Origin of the sequence: Muricoccus radiodurans (assembly GCF_050154705.1) — a bacterium.
In the GTDB taxonomy this organism is placed as follows: domain Bacteria; phylum Pseudomonadota; class Alphaproteobacteria; order Acetobacterales; family Acetobacteraceae; genus Roseomonas; species Roseomonas radiodurans.
The window spans coordinates 205,223-221,992 of record NZ_CP189561.1 but is presented as its reverse complement, the minus strand read 5'-3'; the positions used below and the strand labels follow the sequence as shown (position 1 = coordinate 221,992).

16 protein-coding genes are annotated in these 16,770 nt (G+C 73.2%); 9 read left to right on the top strand and 7 right to left on the bottom strand.

Annotation, left to right across the window (positions count from 1 at the left end; translation table 11 throughout):
* Positions 1 to 56 precede the first annotated feature (56 nt).
* The 3 genes from ACP6CK_RS01145 (at position 57) to ACP6CK_RS01135 (ending at position 2,635) form a co-directional block, all read left to right on the top strand.
* Entirely contained in the window at positions 57 to 1,049 is a 993-nt protein-coding gene (locus ACP6CK_RS01145; RefSeq protein WP_426956938.1) for a Bug family tripartite tricarboxylate transporter substrate binding protein, read from the top strand.
* Positions 1,050 to 1,187: 138 nt separating this feature from the next.
* Positions 1,188 to 2,162, top strand: coding sequence for a Bug family tripartite tricarboxylate transporter substrate binding protein (locus ACP6CK_RS01140; RefSeq protein WP_426956937.1), 975 nt, complete (start codon positions 1,188 to 1,190; stop codon positions 2,160 to 2,162).
* 107 nt (positions 2,163 to 2,269) lie between these two features.
* A complete protein-coding gene (locus ACP6CK_RS01135) occupies positions 2,270 to 2,635 on the top strand; it encodes a DUF4870 family protein (RefSeq protein WP_426956936.1) in 366 nt (121 codons plus the stop codon).
* Positions 2,636 to 2,653: 18 nt separating this feature from the next.
* Here ACP6CK_RS01135 and ACP6CK_RS01130 read toward each other — a convergent pair whose 3' ends face one another.
* The 4 genes from ACP6CK_RS01130 to ACP6CK_RS01115 all read right to left on the bottom strand — a co-directional run bounded on the left by ACP6CK_RS01130 (position 2,654) and on the right by ACP6CK_RS01115 (position 6,618).
* Positions 2,654 to 4,132 carry a M81 family metallopeptidase gene (locus ACP6CK_RS01130; protein ID WP_426956935.1) on the bottom strand — a complete coding sequence of 493 codons (1,479 nt, stop codon included), beginning with the start codon at positions 4,130 to 4,132 and terminating at the stop codon, positions 2,654 to 2,656.
* Positions 4,133 to 4,194: 62 nt separating this feature from the next.
* Positions 4,195 to 5,100: a KPN_02809 family neutral zinc metallopeptidase gene (gene ypfJ, locus ACP6CK_RS01125; protein ID WP_426956934.1), complete on the bottom strand. Its 906-nt coding sequence runs from the start codon at positions 5,098 to 5,100 to the stop codon at positions 4,195 to 4,197.
* Positions 5,101 to 5,140: 40 nt separating this feature from the next.
* Positions 5,141 to 5,887 carry an aspartate/glutamate racemase family protein gene (locus tag ACP6CK_RS01120; protein WP_426956933.1) on the bottom strand — a complete coding sequence of 249 codons (747 nt, stop codon included), beginning with the start codon at positions 5,885 to 5,887 and terminating at the stop codon, positions 5,141 to 5,143.
* Positions 5,887 to 6,618 (bottom strand): hypothetical protein, encoded by a 732-nt coding sequence (locus tag ACP6CK_RS01115; protein ID WP_426956932.1) that lies wholly within the window; start codon positions 6,616 to 6,618, stop codon positions 5,887 to 5,889. Before ACP6CK_RS01115 ends, ACP6CK_RS01120 begins: the two co-directional genes overlap by 1 nt.
* Positions 6,619 to 6,731: 113 nt before the next feature.
* On the opposite strand from ACP6CK_RS01115, the gene ACP6CK_RS01110 reads away from it, so the two are divergent.
* Both ACP6CK_RS01110 and ACP6CK_RS01105 read left to right on the top strand, forming a co-directional pair.
* Positions 6,732 to 7,895: a M20/M25/M40 family metallo-hydrolase gene (locus tag ACP6CK_RS01110; RefSeq protein WP_426956931.1), complete on the top strand. Its 1,164-nt coding sequence runs from the start codon at positions 6,732 to 6,734 to the stop codon at positions 7,893 to 7,895.
* A 65-nt stretch (positions 7,896 to 7,960) separates the two neighbouring features.
* Positions 7,961 to 8,254 (top strand): hypothetical protein, encoded by a 294-nt coding sequence (locus tag ACP6CK_RS01105; protein WP_426956930.1) that lies wholly within the window; start codon positions 7,961 to 7,963, stop codon positions 8,252 to 8,254.
* A gap of 1 nt (position 8,255) precedes the next feature.
* Here ACP6CK_RS01105 and ACP6CK_RS01100 read toward each other — a convergent pair whose 3' ends face one another.
* Genes ACP6CK_RS01100 through ACP6CK_RS01090 form a run of 3 tightly spaced genes read right to left on the bottom strand, consistent with a single transcriptional unit; the run spans position 8,256 to position 12,474 of the window.
* Positions 8,256 to 8,762, bottom strand: coding sequence for a 2'-5' RNA ligase family protein (locus ACP6CK_RS01100; protein ID WP_426956929.1), 507 nt, complete (start codon positions 8,760 to 8,762; stop codon positions 8,256 to 8,258).
* Positions 8,762 to 10,948, bottom strand: a complete 2,187-nt coding sequence (gene mdoH, locus ACP6CK_RS01095) for a glucans biosynthesis glucosyltransferase MdoH (RefSeq protein ID WP_426956928.1) — start codon at positions 10,946 to 10,948, stop codon at positions 8,762 to 8,764. The genes ACP6CK_RS01100 and mdoH overlap by 1 nt, the downstream gene beginning before the upstream one ends.
* Positions 10,921 to 12,474, bottom strand: coding sequence for a glucan biosynthesis protein (locus tag ACP6CK_RS01090; RefSeq protein WP_426956927.1), 1,554 nt, complete (start codon positions 12,472 to 12,474; stop codon positions 10,921 to 10,923). Before ACP6CK_RS01090 ends, mdoH begins: the two co-directional genes overlap by 28 nt.
* A 179-nt stretch (positions 12,475 to 12,653) precedes the next feature.
* Here ACP6CK_RS01090 and ACP6CK_RS01085 point away from each other — a divergent pair, with 179 nt between their 5' ends.
* The 4 genes from ACP6CK_RS01085 (at position 12,654) to ACP6CK_RS01070 (ending at position 16,752) form a co-directional block, all read left to right on the top strand.
* Positions 12,654 to 13,511, top strand: coding sequence for a hypothetical protein (locus ACP6CK_RS01085; protein WP_426956926.1), 858 nt, complete (start codon positions 12,654 to 12,656; stop codon positions 13,509 to 13,511).
* Between the two features lie 75 nt (positions 13,512 to 13,586).
* A complete protein-coding gene (locus ACP6CK_RS01080; RefSeq protein WP_426956925.1) occupies positions 13,587 to 14,984 on the top strand; it encodes an L-lactate permease in 1,398 nt (465 codons plus the stop codon).
* Positions 14,985 to 15,110: 126 nt separating this feature from the next.
* Entirely contained in the window at positions 15,111 to 16,088 is a 978-nt protein-coding gene (gene dctP, locus ACP6CK_RS01075) for a TRAP transporter substrate-binding protein DctP (RefSeq protein ID WP_426956924.1), read from the top strand.
* Between the two features lie 88 nt (positions 16,089 to 16,176).
* The gene (locus ACP6CK_RS01070) at positions 16,177 to 16,752 is read left to right on the top strand and encodes a TRAP transporter small permease (RefSeq protein WP_426959841.1); all 576 of its coding nucleotides are present in this window, start codon (positions 16,177 to 16,179) and stop codon (positions 16,750 to 16,752) included.
* The last annotated feature ends 18 nt before the right edge of the window (positions 16,753 to 16,770 follow it).

Here is a 16,770-nt window from a genome sequence, read left to right as displayed (position 1 = left end):
GCCACGACTTCGCACGACGAGCCCGGGCACCAGACCCGGCGCCGGAGGAACTCTCGATGACGCCTCGCCGCGCGCTTCTCGCCGCCCCCTTCCTCGTGCCCTCCCTCGCCCGCGCCCAGGCACCGGGCGCCAGCTACCCCAATCGCCCGGTCCGCATGGTCGTCCCCTTCACGCCTGCCGGCACCACCGACCTCGCGGCCCGGATCCTTGCCGAACGGCTGCAGGTCCGCCTTGGCCAGACCTTTCCGGTGGAGAACCGCGCGGGCGCGGGCGGCAACATCGGGGCCGACGTCGTCGCGAAGGCCGAGCCGGACGGCTACACGATCCTGATGCAGGCGATCTCGTCGGGCGCCATCAACTACACCCTCTACGGCAACCGCATGCCCTACCGGCCGGAGGACCTGGCGGAGGTCGGCCTCGTCGTCCGCGTCCCGAACGTCATCTTCGTCACCAACGCCCTGCCCGTCCGCACCCTGCGGGAGCTCGTCGCGCACGCCAAAGCCAATCCCGGCAAGCTGAACATCGGGTCCTCAGGCGCCGGCACCTCCCTCCACATGACGGGCGAGCTCCTGAAGCTCGAGGCCGGGATCGACCTCACCCATGTCCCCTTCCGCGGCGCCGGCCCCATGCTGGCCGAGGTCATGGCCGGGCGCGTGGAGGTCGCGGTCGACAACCTTCCCTCGGCCATCGGCCACATCCGCGATGGCCGCCTGCGCGCCCTGGCCGTCACGACCGCCACCCGCACGCCGGCCTTGTTTGAGGTCCCCACCTGCATCGAGGAGGGCCTGCCCGGCGTCGAGGCCACCGCCTGGTTCGGCATCCAGGCTCCCGCCCGCACCCCGCGCCCGATCATCGACCGGCTGGGCGAGGTGATCGACTCCATCGTGAAAGAGCCCGACACGAAGGCCCGCATCGCCGACCTCGGCGGCATGATGCCGGACCTGACGCCGGATGGCGGCACCACCCCCGCCGCCTTCACCGCCTTCGTGCGCGAGGAGATCCGCCGCTGGGGCGAGGTGGTGCGTCGGTCGGGCGCCACGCCGGACTAGATCGGCGTCGGTGATCTCAGGGAGGTCTCTCGTTCAGCGCCCCCGGCCTCCATATCCCTTCGCGCCCCCCCGCCGCTGGACGCCCCGGGCCTCCGCCGCAATCATGCGCGGCTCCCAGGAACGCCAGGAACAACGCCCATGCCAACGTCCCGCCGCGCCCTGCTCGGCGCCCTGCCGCTCCTCGCCACGCCGACGCTGCTGCGCGCCCAGCCTGCCTTCCCCAACCGTCCGATCCGCCTCGTTGTCCCCTTCGCCGGCGGCGGCGCGACCGACCTCACGGCACGCCTCATCGCGGAGCGCCTGGGGGGGCCGCTCGGCCAGACCGTGGTGGTGGACAACCGTCCCGGCGCCGGCGGCAACCTCGGCGCGGACATCGTCGCGAAGGCCGACCCAGACGGCCACACGCTGCTGATGTGCACGATCGGCACGGCCAGCATCAACCAGTACCTCTACAGCCGTATGCCCTACGACCCCGCACGCGACCTCACCAGCGTCGCGATGGTGAACGAGGTCGCGAACGGCATCATCGTCAACGTGGATAGCCAGGCCCGCACACTGGAGGACCTGCTCCGCCTCGCCCGCGGCCAGCCCGGCGCGCTGAACTACGGCACCCCCGGCAACGGCACCTCCGGCCACCTCTGCGGCGAATACCTGAAGACCCGCACCTCCACGGACATGACGCATGTCCCCTACCGCGGCACCGGGCAGGTCATCCCCGACCTCCTCGGCGGCCGCTTGCAACTCGCCGTGGACAACCTTCCCGCCTACCTCCCGCATATCCGGGAGGGCCGCCTGCGCTGCCTTGCCGTCACCTCCCGCGAGCGCTGGTTCTCCCTCCCCGAAGTCCCGACCGTCGCGCAGGCCGGGATCGAGGGCTTCGAGGCCGTCGCCTGGTTCGGCGTCCAGGCGCCCGGCCGCACCCCCCGCCCGGTTGTCGAGCGCATCGCGCAGCACATCGTCGCAATTGTGAACGAGCCCGCGAACCAGGAGCGCCTGCGCGAGATCGGCAGCGCCCCCCGCCCCCTGAACCCCGCCGAGATGGACCGCTACATCGCCGCCGAGAACAGCAAATGGCGCGAGGTGGTCCGCCAGGCCGGCGCGAAGCTGGACTAGCGCGCGACGGACGCGACAGGCGGGCGCGTTGAGCGCCCGCCCCCTTCATGACATTCTCGTGAGCGGGACCGCGGAATTCACGCGGCCGAACAGGGGAATTTCAACGCATGTCGATGACGAACACGGCCGGGGAAGCGCCAGCCGACGCGCCGCTTCGAAACATCACGATCATCGTCCACGCGCTCTATGCTGCAAGCCTCGTCCTGGGCTTCACGGGGATCGTGGGCGTCGTGATCGCCTACCTGAAGCGGGACGAGGCCCGGGGCACGATCTGGGAGTCGCATATGACCTATGCGATTCGAACCTTCTGGTGGTCGCTCCTCCTCGGCGTGATCGTCATGATCACCTCCTTCCTGCTGATTGGGCTCCTGCTCGTTCTGCCGTTCATCGTCTGGTACGTGGTGCGGATCGTGCGGCCGATCCTGCGCTGGAACGACAGCAAGCCGATCGCGAATCCGACCGGTTTCTTCTGACGCCTCCCCCGGGCGGCGTCAGCCGCCCGGGATGCGCCAACCTTCCGGCACGTGCCGGAAGGGCAGCGCCGCGAGGTCGAGCGAGGCCGGCCCCGGACAATCGCACTCCACGATCATCGAGCACCGCTCCGCGAACGCGGCCCGGAAGTGGTTCTTTCCCTTGTCCGCCAGCAGGCGCGTCGCGCCCAGGTCGATCCCGTGCAGCGCGAAGAAGGCCGGGTCCACCGCCGCCTCCTTGCGGCTTGTCACGATCACCCGCAGGACCCCTCCGCCCGCCGGCTCCCACCGCAGCACGCAGGTCGGCCCGAGATCCACCGGAGACCCGCGCTCCATCGGTCCCTCGTTGACGTAGCGTCCGCCGGTGAGCCGCTCCACCACGCCGCGGAACGGCACCGGAGGTCCGAACAGCCCCGTGACCTGCGCGCCCAGCGCCCGCTCGACGACCGCTCCCTCCCCCGCCGCCAGGGCCGCCTGCACGCCGTCCGGATCATGCAGGAACGCGAACACCACCGGCACCGGCGGCGGCTGTTCCACCAGCACCCGCAACATGTCCGGCGTATCCGCGATTCCGCCGGAGAACGGATTATCCGCCGGGTCCAGCAACGCCACCAACCCTGCCGGCCCGGCCAGCGCCTGCCGCAACGCCTCCTCCGGCCCGGGGAGCGTCACGTCGAAGCGCGAACGCCGGGCGGCGATGGCCTCCGCGATCCGATCCGCCGCCGCCTTGGCCGCGCCGGCATCGGATGCCCAGGCCATCCCGCTGGGCCCGGCATAGGGACTGTCCGACCACGCGAAGCCGCCGAAGGGCGCCGCCTCGCAGACCGCCCCCTCCTCCAGCTCCGCGGCCATGGCCCACACCTCCGCCATCGGCCCGCCAGCCGACCGCATGTGGAAGGAGTGCAGCACCATCGGCTGTTTCCGGATCGCCCCGTGAAGCGGTGCGCCGCCGCCCACCCGCCGCTCCAGCATGTCCAGCGCCCGGGACGCCGCACGGTCCATGTCGACGTGCGGATAGGTCCGATACACGCTCGCGCCGTCCAGCAGCTCCGCCATCTCCGGCGCCATGTTTCCATGGAAGTCGAAGGAGGCGACGACCGGGACCTTTCGTCCCACCGCCTCCCGCACCGCCCGGGCGATGGTCAGGTCCGGGGCCGGGTCCGATGCGGCCACGCAGGCCCCATGCAGCGACAGGTACACCCCGTCGAATCCCCCGGTCCGTAACGGGGGCAGCACCTCAGCCAGCCAACCCGCCAGCACCTCGTCGGCCATCGGCCCGCCGGGCTGGGCCGAGGCACATCGCAGCACCGTCGCGTCCCATCCTGGCCGCGTGGCGAGGAACGCACCCACCGCCCCGATCTCCGTCGCCGTCCCGGCATAGAGCGACAGGGCCTGCTTCCCCGTCGCCCACTCGCGCGACTCGAACTTCGCCCGCCCCGTAGGCGACGGCGTGAAAGAATTCCCCTCGAACCAGAGGCGGGCCACGGCGATCTTCGGCATGGCCGGACGCTACACCGTCCGGCTTCGCGAGGTCAGGCCCGCGGAGCGGGCCCGACCCGAATTCAGTTCCCGGAGAAGGTGTCGCAGGCCTGCAGGTTCCCCTGCTCCAGCCCGCGCCGGAACCACTGCACCCGTTGACGGGACGATCCGTGGGTGAAGCTTTCCGGCCGCAGGCGCCCGCCGCTCACGCGGTCGTCGCCCACGGCGGCGGCGGCATTCATGCCCTCCTCGATATCGCCATCCTCGAGGATATTGCGCGCCCGCTGCGCCTGGTTCGCCCAGACGCCGGCCAGACAGTCCGCCTGCAGCTCCACCCGGACCTGCAGCGCGTTCTCGTTTCCGCCGCGCGCCTGGGCCTGCTGCACCCGCGGCAGGATGCCGAGCAGATTCTGCACGTGGTGCCCCACCTCATGCGCGACGATGTAGGCCGCGGCGAAGTCGCCGCCCGCGCGCAGCTGGCGCTGGAGCTGCGCCATGAAATCCAGGTCGATGTAAACGCGGCGATCGTTCGGGCAGTAGAAGGGCCCGGTCTGCGCCTGCGCCGCTCCGCAGCCCGACTGGGTCGCGCCGGAGAAGAGCACCAGCACCGGCTCCTCGTAGCGCCGCCCGATCGCCTGGAACTGCGCGTTCCAGACCTGCTCCGTCTCCCGCAGAACCTGCCCGATGAAGCGGCGGCCGGCGTCGTTGCTCTGCGCGCCAGCCTGAGGGGTGCCCTGCGGCGCGGGCGCCCGGCCCTGCGGCCCGTCATAGGGCCGCTCCTGGCGCGGCACGTATTGCGGGTCGGATCCGCCGCCCCCGCCCATGATGACGGAGGGATCGACGCCGAAGACGAGCGCGAGGATCAGCAGCACCACGCCGCCGAGACCGCCGACCGCGATGCCGCCGCCGTTGCCGCCGCCGAATCCCCCCCCGAAACCGCCGCCGCGGCGGTCGTCGATGTTCTGGCTTTCCGGGCCGTCGAGGCGCATCGCTGGGGGTCCTGAGAGAATTAACCCCGCAACGCCCCGTTCAGGTCCCTGGTTTCTCGCCGCGCAGGAGGGCCGCCAGCGCCGGCGACAGCCCGACGGACTCCCGCCCGGCCGGCGCGGCCATCGGCCCGACGCGCGGCTTCGCGGCGCCGAGCCCCACCATCGCTTCGGCCAGCCGCACTCCGCAGGCGATGCCGTCCAGCAGCGGCGCTGGGGACTCCGCCCGCAGCCGCGGCTCCATCCCGGCCAGCGCCGCGCCGCCGAGCACGACCGAATCCGCCCCACCCGCGACCAGCGCGGCAACCCCCGCCGCCACCTTCCGCGCGACGCCCTCCGGGTCGGCCAGCGCCTCCGGCGGCGTCGCGTCCACGCCGACCAGCCCGGACAGCCGCGACGACAGCCCGTGCCGCCCGACCAGCTCGCGGTAGCTCTCCACGCCGCCGAAGGTCACCAACCCGAAGCGCGATCCGAGCAGGCAGGCCGCGAGGCAGGCCGCTTCCGTCATCCCGACCACCGGGCAGGGCATCATCTGCCGTGCCGCCTCCAGCGCCGTGTCGTGGGAGACGGCCAGCACCACCGCATCCACCGCCCCCGCGTGCTCCGCCAGCAGGTCCAGAATGCCGTGCGCGGCGATCGCGTTCTCCACGCGCGTCGAGATCACCGCCGGCCCGAAGCGCGGCGTCGCCGGCACGATCTCCGTGCCAGCGGAGGCCGCCCCCCGCGCCGCCTCGGCGCAGAGCGTCGTGATCGCCTCGGTCGTGTTCGCGTTGGCGATCAGAATCCGCATCAGCCCGCCGCCCCCCGCAGCGGCGCGAAGGCCGCGGCGTCAAGCTGCGACGGCGTCGTGCGCACCGCGATGGCCATGGCCCGCGGGAGCCGGCTCGCCCAGACGAGAAAGGGGTTGAGGGCCAGGATGTCCCCCGCCCGCAGATCGAGCTCCAGCGGGAGGGTGGGATCCTCCAGCGCGGCCGCGAGCGCGGGGGCGCGCTCGGCCGGCAGCGCCTCGTCATCCCAGCGCGCGCCGAACACGCCGCCTTCCGCGGAGAAGACGGTCATCGCGCCCTCCGCCGGATCGTAGAGCGCGGACAGGGCCGCCCGGTCCGCGCGGAGGATCGCGTTGTGCACCGCCGCCGCCGCGACGAGCGTGACCTGGGACGCCTCCGCCACGCGGAGCAGCAGCGCGTCGCAGGCCTCGGCATGGCGGCTGCCGGATGCGGGGGCGGCGGGCACTACGGCGCCCAGACGCTCCGCGATCGCGCGCAGCGGCGCCTCCTGGTCCTCACCGACCGGCAGGCCGCGCAGCAGCGCGAAGCCCCGCCCGTGATCCAGGCGCCCGCGCAACTCCGCCGCCAGCGCGTCCATCTTCGGGGTGGGCAGGCCGGGCGCGGACAGCTCCGCCGCGTGCTCCGCGCCGAGGGGGATCATCCGCTCGCTCGCCGGCACCTCGGCCGCGGACCAGGCGATAGGCCCGGTCTGTGGCGCGATCCGGCGGGGGGTCAGGCTCAGCGAACCGCTCATGCGGCGGACCCTACCCGCCCGGGCGCGATCCGGCCAACCAGCGCTTAACGCCCCCCTTCACGCCACCCGTCGCGGCGCGCAGGCTGGGCCGCCAGCCAAGGACCCCTGCCCGCATGGACGCCCTGCCCGAACGCGCCCCCGCCCTGAACCTGCCCTTCGAGCGCGACGCGATCCTCGACCGCCTGCGTCCCTGGGTGGAGTGCGAGAGCCCGACCTTCGACGCCGCGGCCGTGAACCGGATGATGAGCCTCGCGGCTCGCGACCTGGCCATGCTGGGCGCGCGGATCGAGCGCATTCCCGGCCGGATGGGCTTCGGCGACTGCGTCCGCGCGACCTTCCCGCACGCGAACCCGGGGGCGCCGGGCATCCTCGTCCTCGCCCACCTAGACACGGTGCACCCCGTCGGCACCCTCGCCGCCCTGCCCTTCCAGGTCACGGGCGACCGCTGCACCGGCCCGGGCATCGGCGACATGAAGGGCGGCACCCTGCTGGCCGTTGAGGCGATGCGGGAACTCCTGCGCGCCGGCATCGCTACCTCCCGCCCCGTCACCTTCCTGCTCACGCCCGACGAGGAGGTCGGAACCCCCTCCACCCGCGACGTGATCGAGGCCGAGGCGGCCCGGCACGCCGTGGTGCTCGTGCCCGAGCCCGGCCGCCCCGACGGCGACAGCCCCATGGGCGGCGTGGTGACCGGCCGCTACGCCATCGCGCGCTTCAACCTCCGCACCACCGGCCGCCCGAGCCATGCCGGCGCCGCGCTGGCCGACGGCCGCTCCGCCATCCGGGAGATGTGCCGCCAGATCCTCGCGATCGAGGCGATGACGACCGAGGCCGCCACCTTCTCCGTCGGCGTCATCCACGGGGGCCAGTGGGTGAACTGCGTAGCCACCCACTGCGATGCCGAGGCGCTGAGCATGGCCAAGCGCCAGCAGGACCTCGACGCCGCCGTGGAGCGGATGCTCGCCCTGCGCGGCTCGGCGAGCGACGTTGTCCTTTCCGTCACCCGCGGCGTCACCCGCCCCGTCTGGGAGCCGGACGACGCCGTGCTGGAGCTCCATGGCAAGGCGCTCGCCCTCGCCCGCGGGCTGGGCCACGGCCTGCCGCATATGAGCGCCGGCGGAGGTTCGGACGGCAACTTCACCGGGGCGATGGGCATCCCGACGCTCGATGGCCTCGGGGTTGTCGGGGCGGGCTATCACACCCTCGGCGAGTACATTCGCACGGACAGCATCGTCCCTCGCGCCCGCCTCCTCGCCGGCCTGCTGTCGAGCGTGTGAGGGCGTCGCATCTTGCATGACAGGGCACGGTTTCCGAGCTAACGTCCGAAAATGGAGACCGCCCCATGATCCGCATCATTCCGCTCCTCACCCTCGGTGCCGTGCTGGCGGCCGGTCCGGCGCTGGCGCAGAGCGCGGCCTCGATCGGCCGATCGGCCGGCGTGGTCCACGGCCAGTCGCCGATGGCCGGCTCGCAGGACCTGAACGGGTTCGGCACGGGCGGCGGCGGCAACCGGCCGATGACGCGCAACGAGTTGGTCCGGCAACGGGCGGCCGCCGCGCGGGCGCAGGCCCAGGCGAACCAGCCGCCACGCCAGGCCCGCACGACTCAGCGCCGCCGCAGCGGCGGCAACGGCTGAATCAGGCCCCGAAGGGGAAGAACCCGGCGGCCTCCCAGGGGCCGCCGCGGTAGCGCCAGAGCAGCAGCCCCTCCCCCGTTGCTTCCCAGGGGTGGAAGTCCCGGCGCAGCGCCTCCAGCAGGGCCCGGGCCGCGTCCGGCGCGACCTTGTTCTGGATCGTGACGTGCGGCCGCCAGGGCTGTGAGTCCTGCCGCGTCAGCCATTCCGCCCAGCGAGCGGCAAGATCTTTCCGCATCCGGGTGAGGTCCGGCGCTTCCACCACGAAGGCAGTGCCGCCGCCGAGGGAGCGCAGGCCGGCGATCCGAGGCCGCATCACCGGACTGGCGCGGCAGGCGACCGCGAGCCCCTCTGCGATCGCCGCCTCCTCCGCGCCAGGCAGGGCGTGAAACAGCGTCAGATGCGCCGGGATGACGTTCCGCTCCGGCGGGAAATGCGCCGTCCGCAGCGCGTCGAGCCGCCCGAAGGACTCCGCGTCGAAGCGGAGCGTGACGATGAGCGGTGCCTCCATCACGCGGCCTGCCGTAGCCCGTCGCGGCCGAGCGACAGGAGCCGGTCGAGTCCCGCCGCATCGGCCAGCAGCGCCGCTTTCTCCGCGCGGGACAGAGCCGAGAGCGCGGTGGGCAGGTCCGGCGCCTCTGCGGCGCGCACAGCGGCCACGAGCGGCACGGGGTCGACCGGGTCCACGCCCGGCCGCCGAGGCGGCGGCAACATCCGGCGATGCGCGGCCAGCACGGCGGGATCGTGCAGCAGCCGCGCGACGGCCTCCTCGGCGGGGACCAGCGCCGCCCATTCGGCTCGGCGGGCCGCGGCCTGGCGCAGGATCTCGGGCGCGTCGCGCTCCTCGGGGATGAGGAGCAGGCCAAGCCGGCGCAGCGCGATCCCGAGGTCCCGACGCGCGGTCAGCGCGGCCAGCGGCACCGCCAGCGCCAGCCCGATCACCACCGGCAGCATCCAGGCCGCGAGATAAGGGGAGACGAGGAAGGCGCCGATGCCGAAGACCAGCCCGAAGGCGGTGTGCCGGCCGTAGAGCCGCAGAAGTCGCCGCAGCGGCAGCGTGCCGTCGTCCCGCGCCTGGGGCTGCCATCCGGAGTCCCGCCCGCGCAGGATGGAGAGCACGTCCGTGGATTGCGTCAGCATCGCGACCGGCGCCAGCAGGCCGGCCAGCACGCTCTCCAGGATGACGCTCACGAAAGATCGGAGCGCGCCGCCGCAGCCGCGCCGGTCCGGCCCGTTCAGCATCAGCGCCGCCCAGGCGAGCAGCTTGGGCAGCAGCAGAAGCGCCATGGTGCCGGCGAAGACCCACATGGACCGCACCGGGTCCACCGACGGCCAGTGCGGGAAAAGGGCCGGCCCCTCCGGGAAGTACACCGGCCGGACGAAGCGCGCCTGGAGCGCGAGCAGCAGCCCGAGGACGAGGAAGCCCAGCCACATCGGCGCCGTGACGTAGGAACCGATCCCGACCAGCAGGTGGCTCCGGCTGATCGGGTGCAGCCCGCGCGCCGATAGGACCGCCATGTGCTGCAGGTTGCCCTGGCACCAGCGCCGGTCCCGCACGGAGAGGTCGGTCAGGGAGGGTGGGCTTTCCTCATAGGAACCGCGCAGCGCCGGGACGAAGTGGATAGCCCAGCCGCGGCGGCGCATCAGCGCGGCCTCGATGAAGTCGTGGCTCATGATGTGGCCGCCAAAGGGCTTGGGGCCGCCCAGGTGTGGCAGCCCCGCCGACTCCGCGAAGGCGGCGGTGCGAATGATCGCGTTGTGGCCCCAGTAATTGCCCTCCGCCCCGTGCCAGAAGGCAATCCCGTGCGCGATCATCGGGCCGTAGACGCGCCCGGCGAATTGCTGCATCCGCGCGAACAGCGAGTGGCCGTTGACGATCACCGGCAGGGTCTGGATCAGCCCGACGCCGGGGTGCCGCTCCATCGCGGCGGCGAGGCGGATGAGCGTCTCCGCCGCCATGACGCTGTCCGCGTCTAGGATGAGGAAGTGGGGATAGGCGCCGCCGTGGCGCGTCACCCAGTCCGCGATGTTGCCGGCCTTGCGGTCCGTGTTGTGCCGGCGGCGGCGGTAGAAGATGCGCGCGCCCTCGCCCGCCCGCGCCCGGAGCGCGAGATAGGCTGCCTCCTCCCGCACCCAGGCGTCCGGGTCGGTCGTGTCGCTCAGGATGAAGAGGTCGAAGCGGTCCGCTGCCCCGGCGGTGCGCAGGGCGGCGTGGGTCGCCTCCAGCGCCGCCATCACGCGGGTCGGGTCCTCGTTATAGACGGGCATCAGCAGGGCGGTGCGGGACCGGAGTTCCGGCAACGGCGCGCCGGCGTCGATGCCCAGTCCCCAGCCGCCACGCGCGACGAGGCTGCCGAAGCCGCAGAGGGCGCTCGAGAAGGAGAGCGCGATCCAGGCGAAGAGCGGCACGAAGAGCGCCAGCACCGCCGCTTCCAGCGAGAGCGGGGAGGAGATGTCGAGCGCGATCGCCATCTCCCGCACGCCGATGGCGGTCAGGATCAACGTCACGAGCAGGACGCCGGCGCGCCGCGTCAGGATGCCCGGCGGGGAGGTGGTGACGGTTCGCGCCGCCCCGGGCCGCGCGCGCAGGTCCTGAACCGGCATCGGCAGCGGCGCCTCGGGCGGCATGTCCGGCAGCGCGGCCGCCTCACCCGCCGCCAGCGTCCCGTTCAGGACGGCGTCCACCGGAAAAGCCACGTCTCGGTCAGAGGACCGTTCGGACCGGTCATCAGCGCCCGCAGTTCCACCAGCCGTGCCGGGCCGGGGACCAGCTCGAAGCTCAGTCGCCATCCGCCCGTCTCCGGGTTACGGCGGGCCACGGGGTTGACGATCCGCCCGGCACTCGAGGTCACGTCGAGGGTGGGGACGAAGTCCGCCGGCAGATCCTGCAGCCGGCCCCCGGCCGCCTCCAGCACGAAGAGCCGCGCCTCGCGGTTCCCGAGGCTCACGCCCTGGCTGGCGGCCGCGAACTGCGCCGGGGCCGGCGCCCCTGGCCGGCCGAAGAAAGGCGAGGCGCCGAACCAGTGCAGCCGGTAGACATAGGAATATTCCTGCCCTGCCCGCAGCGGGTCCTTCGGCCGCCAGAAGGCGGTGATGTTGTCGTGGATCTCCCCCGTTGTCGGGATCTCCACCAGGTGCACCGCGCCCTCCCCCCAATCGCCGATCGGCTCCACCCAGCAGCCGGGACGGCGGTCGTAGCGCGCCTCCAGGTCGCCGTAGTCGCCGTAGCTCCGGCGCCGCTGCATCAGGCCGAAGCCGCGCGGGTTGGCGTCGGTGAAGACGCTCACCTGCAGGTCGCGGGGGTTGTTCACGGGGCGCCAAACCGCCTCGCCGCGGCCGGTCGAGAGCATCAGCCCGTCCGAGTCATGGACGGCCGTGCGGTAGTCGTCCACGCCCAGGCGATCGAGGGGCGAGAAGTAGAACATGCTCGACAGCGGCGCGATGCCGGGGGTCGCGATCTCGGTCCGGGGATAAAGCCGCGCCTCCACATCGAAGATGGTGGATTCGCCGGGGCGGATGGTGAAGCGGTAGGCGCCGGTCGTGCTCGGGCTGTCCAGCAGCGCATGGACGACGATCGAATCCCCGCCGGCACGCGGCCGCTGAATCCAGAAGGCGCGGAAGAGCGGGAACTCCTCTCCCGTCCGCTCCGCCGTCGCGATCGCCAGGCCGCGGGCCGAGAGGCCGTAGACATGCCCCTTGCCGATCGCCCGGAAGTAGCTCGCACCTAGGAACGACGCGACCTCGTCGAAATGGTCGGGTCGGTTCATCGGGTTGGTCAGGCGGAAGCCGGCGAAACCGATATCCTCCCCCGGTGGGCCGCCCGCATGGGTCAGGTCGAAGGCCGAGGCGTCGTAGGGGATCGGCCGCGCGCGTCCGTCCGCCACCTCGAACAGCTCCACCCGCGGCTTGTAGAGGAACCCGCGGTGGAAGGGCTGCATCTGGAAGGGCAGCCCCTCCGCCCGCCAGAGCGCGCGGGTCCGGTCATACACCATGCTCTGGTAGACGTCGTAGCCGATCTCGCCGAGCCGTCCGGGCAGGCGCTCGCTCGGGGCCTCGTAGGCACGGCGCGCGAGCTGCCGGGCGGTCTCCCGCACCGTCGTGTCGTCGAATGGCTGCTCGGGGCTGTCTGCGGCGCTGGCCTGCTCCGACCAGTTGCCGAGCACGCCGGGACGGGCGGCCAAGCCGACCAGGGCGAGACCTGCGAGGAGGCCGCGGCGTCTCATGGGCTCCTCCGATGGTGGATGCCGGGCATTCGGCTGGGCCGCTAACGGCCAAGGCGCGTCCGGTTTTCCGTTGCAGTGCAATATTCGCGAATCGTAGCGTGAATCTGTTCCCGCGGTGACCGCCGTTCCGGCCTCAACCAGTTTATGGCTACGCTCCTGCAACCGATGGAGGACCCCCGATGACCGCGACGCCGACCCGGACCCATTCGGCCCGGCCGGGCGGGGGTGTCATGCTCGCGGCCCTCGGGCTGGCCGGGATGCTGGCGGGCTGCGCCCCACCGCGCGGGGGCGCCGCGCCCATGGTGCTCGACCGAACCGCCGCGGCCCCGGCCGCAAGCTCGGAGGATGGCTGCGGCCCGCAGGTGCGGGTCTTCGTCTCCGCCGGCGACCTGCTGGGCGCGCCGCCCCGTCCGGCGGGAGGCCCGGCCGAACTGGCCGCGGAGCTCGCGCGGGAAAATGCCGCGCTCGACCGGCTTCAGGCCGCCTTCGACGCGCTCGTCTATTGCCGGTGGACGGAGGTGCGGCTCGTGCGGGACGCCGCGTCGTTCGGCCGGCTGGCGCAGCCGACGGCCAGGGCACGGGTGGCCCAGACGACCGCGCGCCTGCGCGCCGACCTCGTCCGGGCGAACGAGTTCCGAGACCGCGCGGCGGGGCGGGCCGCTGCGCTCGACGCGGCCGCGGGGCGAGCCCCGGGCGGCCGGACCGCCGTGGCTCCGCGCGTGGTCCTGACGGCCACGGCCACCGAGGCTGTCCCTCTCCGCGCCGGCCCCGACGGTTCCTCCCGCGAGGTGGGCCGAATCGCCCCGCGCAGCGAGGTTCAGGTCGCAGCGGCACCGAACGGCTTTGCCCTGGTCCAGGCGGGGGCGCTGCGGGGCTTCGCGCGGGCGGAATCCCTCACTCGGCTGCCCACCCCGGCCACGGGGCCGGAGGAGCTGCGTATCCTCGCGGCCAGCAACGTCGCGCGGCGGGAGATCTTCGCCGAGACCGTGGCCCTCGCGCAGCGCGCGGCTGAGACGGGGTTCGATACCTCGCTCTGACGGCGCGCGGCCGGTACGCTGATCGGCTCGGGCAGCTGGCGCGCTGCGCCGCGGAGGCGCAGGATGGTCGGGCCGATGGACGACCTCGCGCGGGCCGCGCCGCTTCTCCTGTTGCTGGCCCTGCTGCTCCTCGGGCGCGCGGGGCCGGTCGTCGCCTGCCTCGCGGGGCTCGCCGCGGCGGTGCCGGCCGTGGCCGTGTCCCTGCCGCCGGGCTCCAACCTTCTCTCCTTCCTGCCGCGGGAGGCGCTGCGCGCCCTGTTCCTTGGCCTGCAGCCGGTGGCGGTGCTGGCGGGAGGGCTGCTCTTCGCCGCGGCAGCCGCGCCGCGGGCGGCGGAGGGCGCGCCGGCGACGCCCCGCCGCGTCTATGTCATGACCTTGCTGGCCGGCGTCTTCGTCGAGACAGTGACGGGCTTCGGCGTGGGCGCGGTCTTCGCCCTCTCGGCCCTGCGAGGGATGGGGCTGGGCGGGGCGCCGGCGGGAGCGTTGGCGCTGCTTGCGCTCACACTCGTCCCCTGGGGCGGTCTTGGGCCGGGAACGGCGCTCGGCGCGGCGCTGGCCGGCCGGCCGGTGGCGGAGTTGTCCCTGACGACGGCCCTGCCCCACGCAGGCTGGCTGCTGCTCCTGCCACCCGTCCTCTGGTCCGTGCTGCATCGGATCGGGATGGCCGTCCCGGCGCGGGAGCGTGCGGCACAGATGGCGATGCAGGCGGCCGTGGCAGTCCTGCTCCTGATCGCGGCGTGGTTCCTGCCCTTCGAGATCGTCGGGATCGTCGCCGTCGGACCTCTCCTGCTTCTCGCGCTGTGGCGGCTGGAACCGCCGCGCGACGGAGCGGGATGGCGGCGGGCCGGGAGGTTGCTCGCGCCTTGGGTGCTGCTGACCGCTTGCCTGCTGATCGCCCGGCTGTGGCACGGGGCACCGGCCTGGCGGCCCTTTGACGATCTGCCAGCACTCGGGCTGACGCATGTCGCGGTCGTGCTCTGGGGCGTGTCGCTGCTGCTGCTCGCCCTGCGGGCGGACCGGACGGAGCGGCTGCGGGCCTCGCTGCGACGCCTGCCAAGGCCGGCGGCGACGATGCTGCTCTATGTCCTGCTCGGGCGGTGGATGGCGGGGTCGGGCGCGGCGGCGGCGCTCGCGGCCGGGCTGGCCTCGGTCCTCGGCGCACTGGCGCCCTTCGCGATCCCGCCGCTCGGGCTGCTCTCCGGGATGGTCACGGGCAGCAACGTCGCCTCGGTCTCGGCGCTGATGGCGGTGCAGGCGGGGCTGGGCGCGGCGGCGGGCCTGCCGCCCGCGCTCGCGCCGGCCTTGCACAACTTTGCCGGAGCGGCCGGCGCGGGCGTCGCATTGTCCAACACCGTCATCGTCGGCGGGCTGCTCGGGGACGGGACGCGGCCGGGGGCGCTCTGGCGGCAACTCTGGCCGATGATCCTCGCGGTCCCAGTGGTGGGGTGGATCGCGCTGGCAGTCCTGCGCTGACCCGGTCGCCTCCCGATGCCGCCCCGGCCGCGCGGATGCGGTGCCCGCGTTGCCAGCCCCGCACCGCCCCGGCAATCTCCGGCCAACCGGGCCGCCTCAGGGGCGGTTCCCAGGAGGAAGCATCCGATGACCGAGCATCGCGGGGGTCTGCTCCCCCTTGCCCTGGCCGCCATGGCCATCGCCGCCCCGGCGCTGGCGCAGACCACCATCACCGTGCAGCACCCGCTGCCCATCGCGAGCCACTACGGCGCGGGGGTCAACGGCTTCAAGGAATCGTTGGAGCGCGCGACCAACGGCCGCTACCGCGTCGTGGCGCAGCGGAACGACAACGAGCGCGAGGCGATCGAGAGCGTCCAGATCGGCACGGTGGAGTGCTACCTCGGCTCCACCGGTCCGGTCGGCAACTTCGTGCCGGAGACACGGGTCTTCGACGTGCCGTTCCTGTTCCGCGACTACGCCCATGCCCGCGGCGTGCTGGACGGGGAGATCGGGCAGCAGGTCCTGTCCCGCTTCTCCGCGCGCGGGCTGCTCGGCGTGGCCTGGATGGAGAACGGCTTCCGGCACCTGACGAATTCCCGGCGGGAGGTGCACCAGCCCGGCGACATCCGCGGCATGAAGGTGAGGACCATGGAGAACCAGGTCCACATGCGTGCTTTCACCACGCTCGGCGCGCTGCCGACGCCGATGGCCTTCTCCGAGCTCGTGCCGGCGCTGCAGCAGGGCACGGTGGACGGGCAGGAAAACCCGATCCCGGTGATCGTGGCGAACAACCTGAACCAGGTGCAGCGCTACCTCACGCTCACGGGCCACGTCTATTCGCCGGGCATCCTGATCTGCAACCCGGACGTGGTGGCGCGCATGAGCGCGGCCGACCGCGCGGCCTTCAACGCCGCCGCCGTCGCGGGCCGCGACGCCAACCGGGCGAAGGTCACGGCGGACGAGGAATCCGGCATCGCCGCGCTGCGCGCCCGGGGCATGACCGTCACGACCGAGGTGGACCGCGCCGCCTTCCAGACGGCGCTCGCCAGCGCCTTCCAGCAATATGAGCGGGAGATGGACGGCGCGCTGCTCCGCCGCATCCGCGACTGGCAGCCGGGCCGGTAGAACCTGGCGTTACCGGGCGCTCCGGCGGCGCGCGGCACCGGCCGCGCGCTGTCGCTTTTCGGGGGATCGGAGGGGTGCGTTGAATACGGTGCCGCTGATGGTGATCGGCGCGCTCTGCGCCGTCGTGGTGCTGGCCTGCCTGTGGCTCTCGGTGACGCCCGCCGCGGATGGCGTCCGACGGGCCGTGCTGCAGCTCGACCGGACGACGACGGGGCTCGCCACCCTCCTCGCCTGCGCGGCGCTGGCCGTCGCTGTCTTCGCGGGTGCCTGGCAGGTCGTCGCCCGCTTCGCGACCGAGACGCCGGCCGTCTGGTCCGAGGCGCTGGTGCGCACCGCCCTCGTCTGGATGGCGCTGCTCGGGCTCTCGGCGGCGCTGCGAACGGGGTCGCTCGTGTCCATCGACGTCGCCCACCGGCTGGCGCCGCGCGGGCTGCGGCGGGGGCTGGAGGCGGCGGCCCTGGCAGGGAGCCTCGTCCTGATGGGCGTGCTCTTCTGGTTCGGCTGGACCATGGCGCAGCGGGTGCGCTTCCAGGAGATGGCGGGGCTGGAGGTCTCAATCTCCTGGGGCTACGCCGCCATCCCGATCGGGGCCGCCTTCGCGATGATCGGCGCGCTGGCGGGCTTCCTGGACCGGCGATCCGAGGAACTGGAGGCGGCGGTATGACGGTCGTCCAGACGCGGG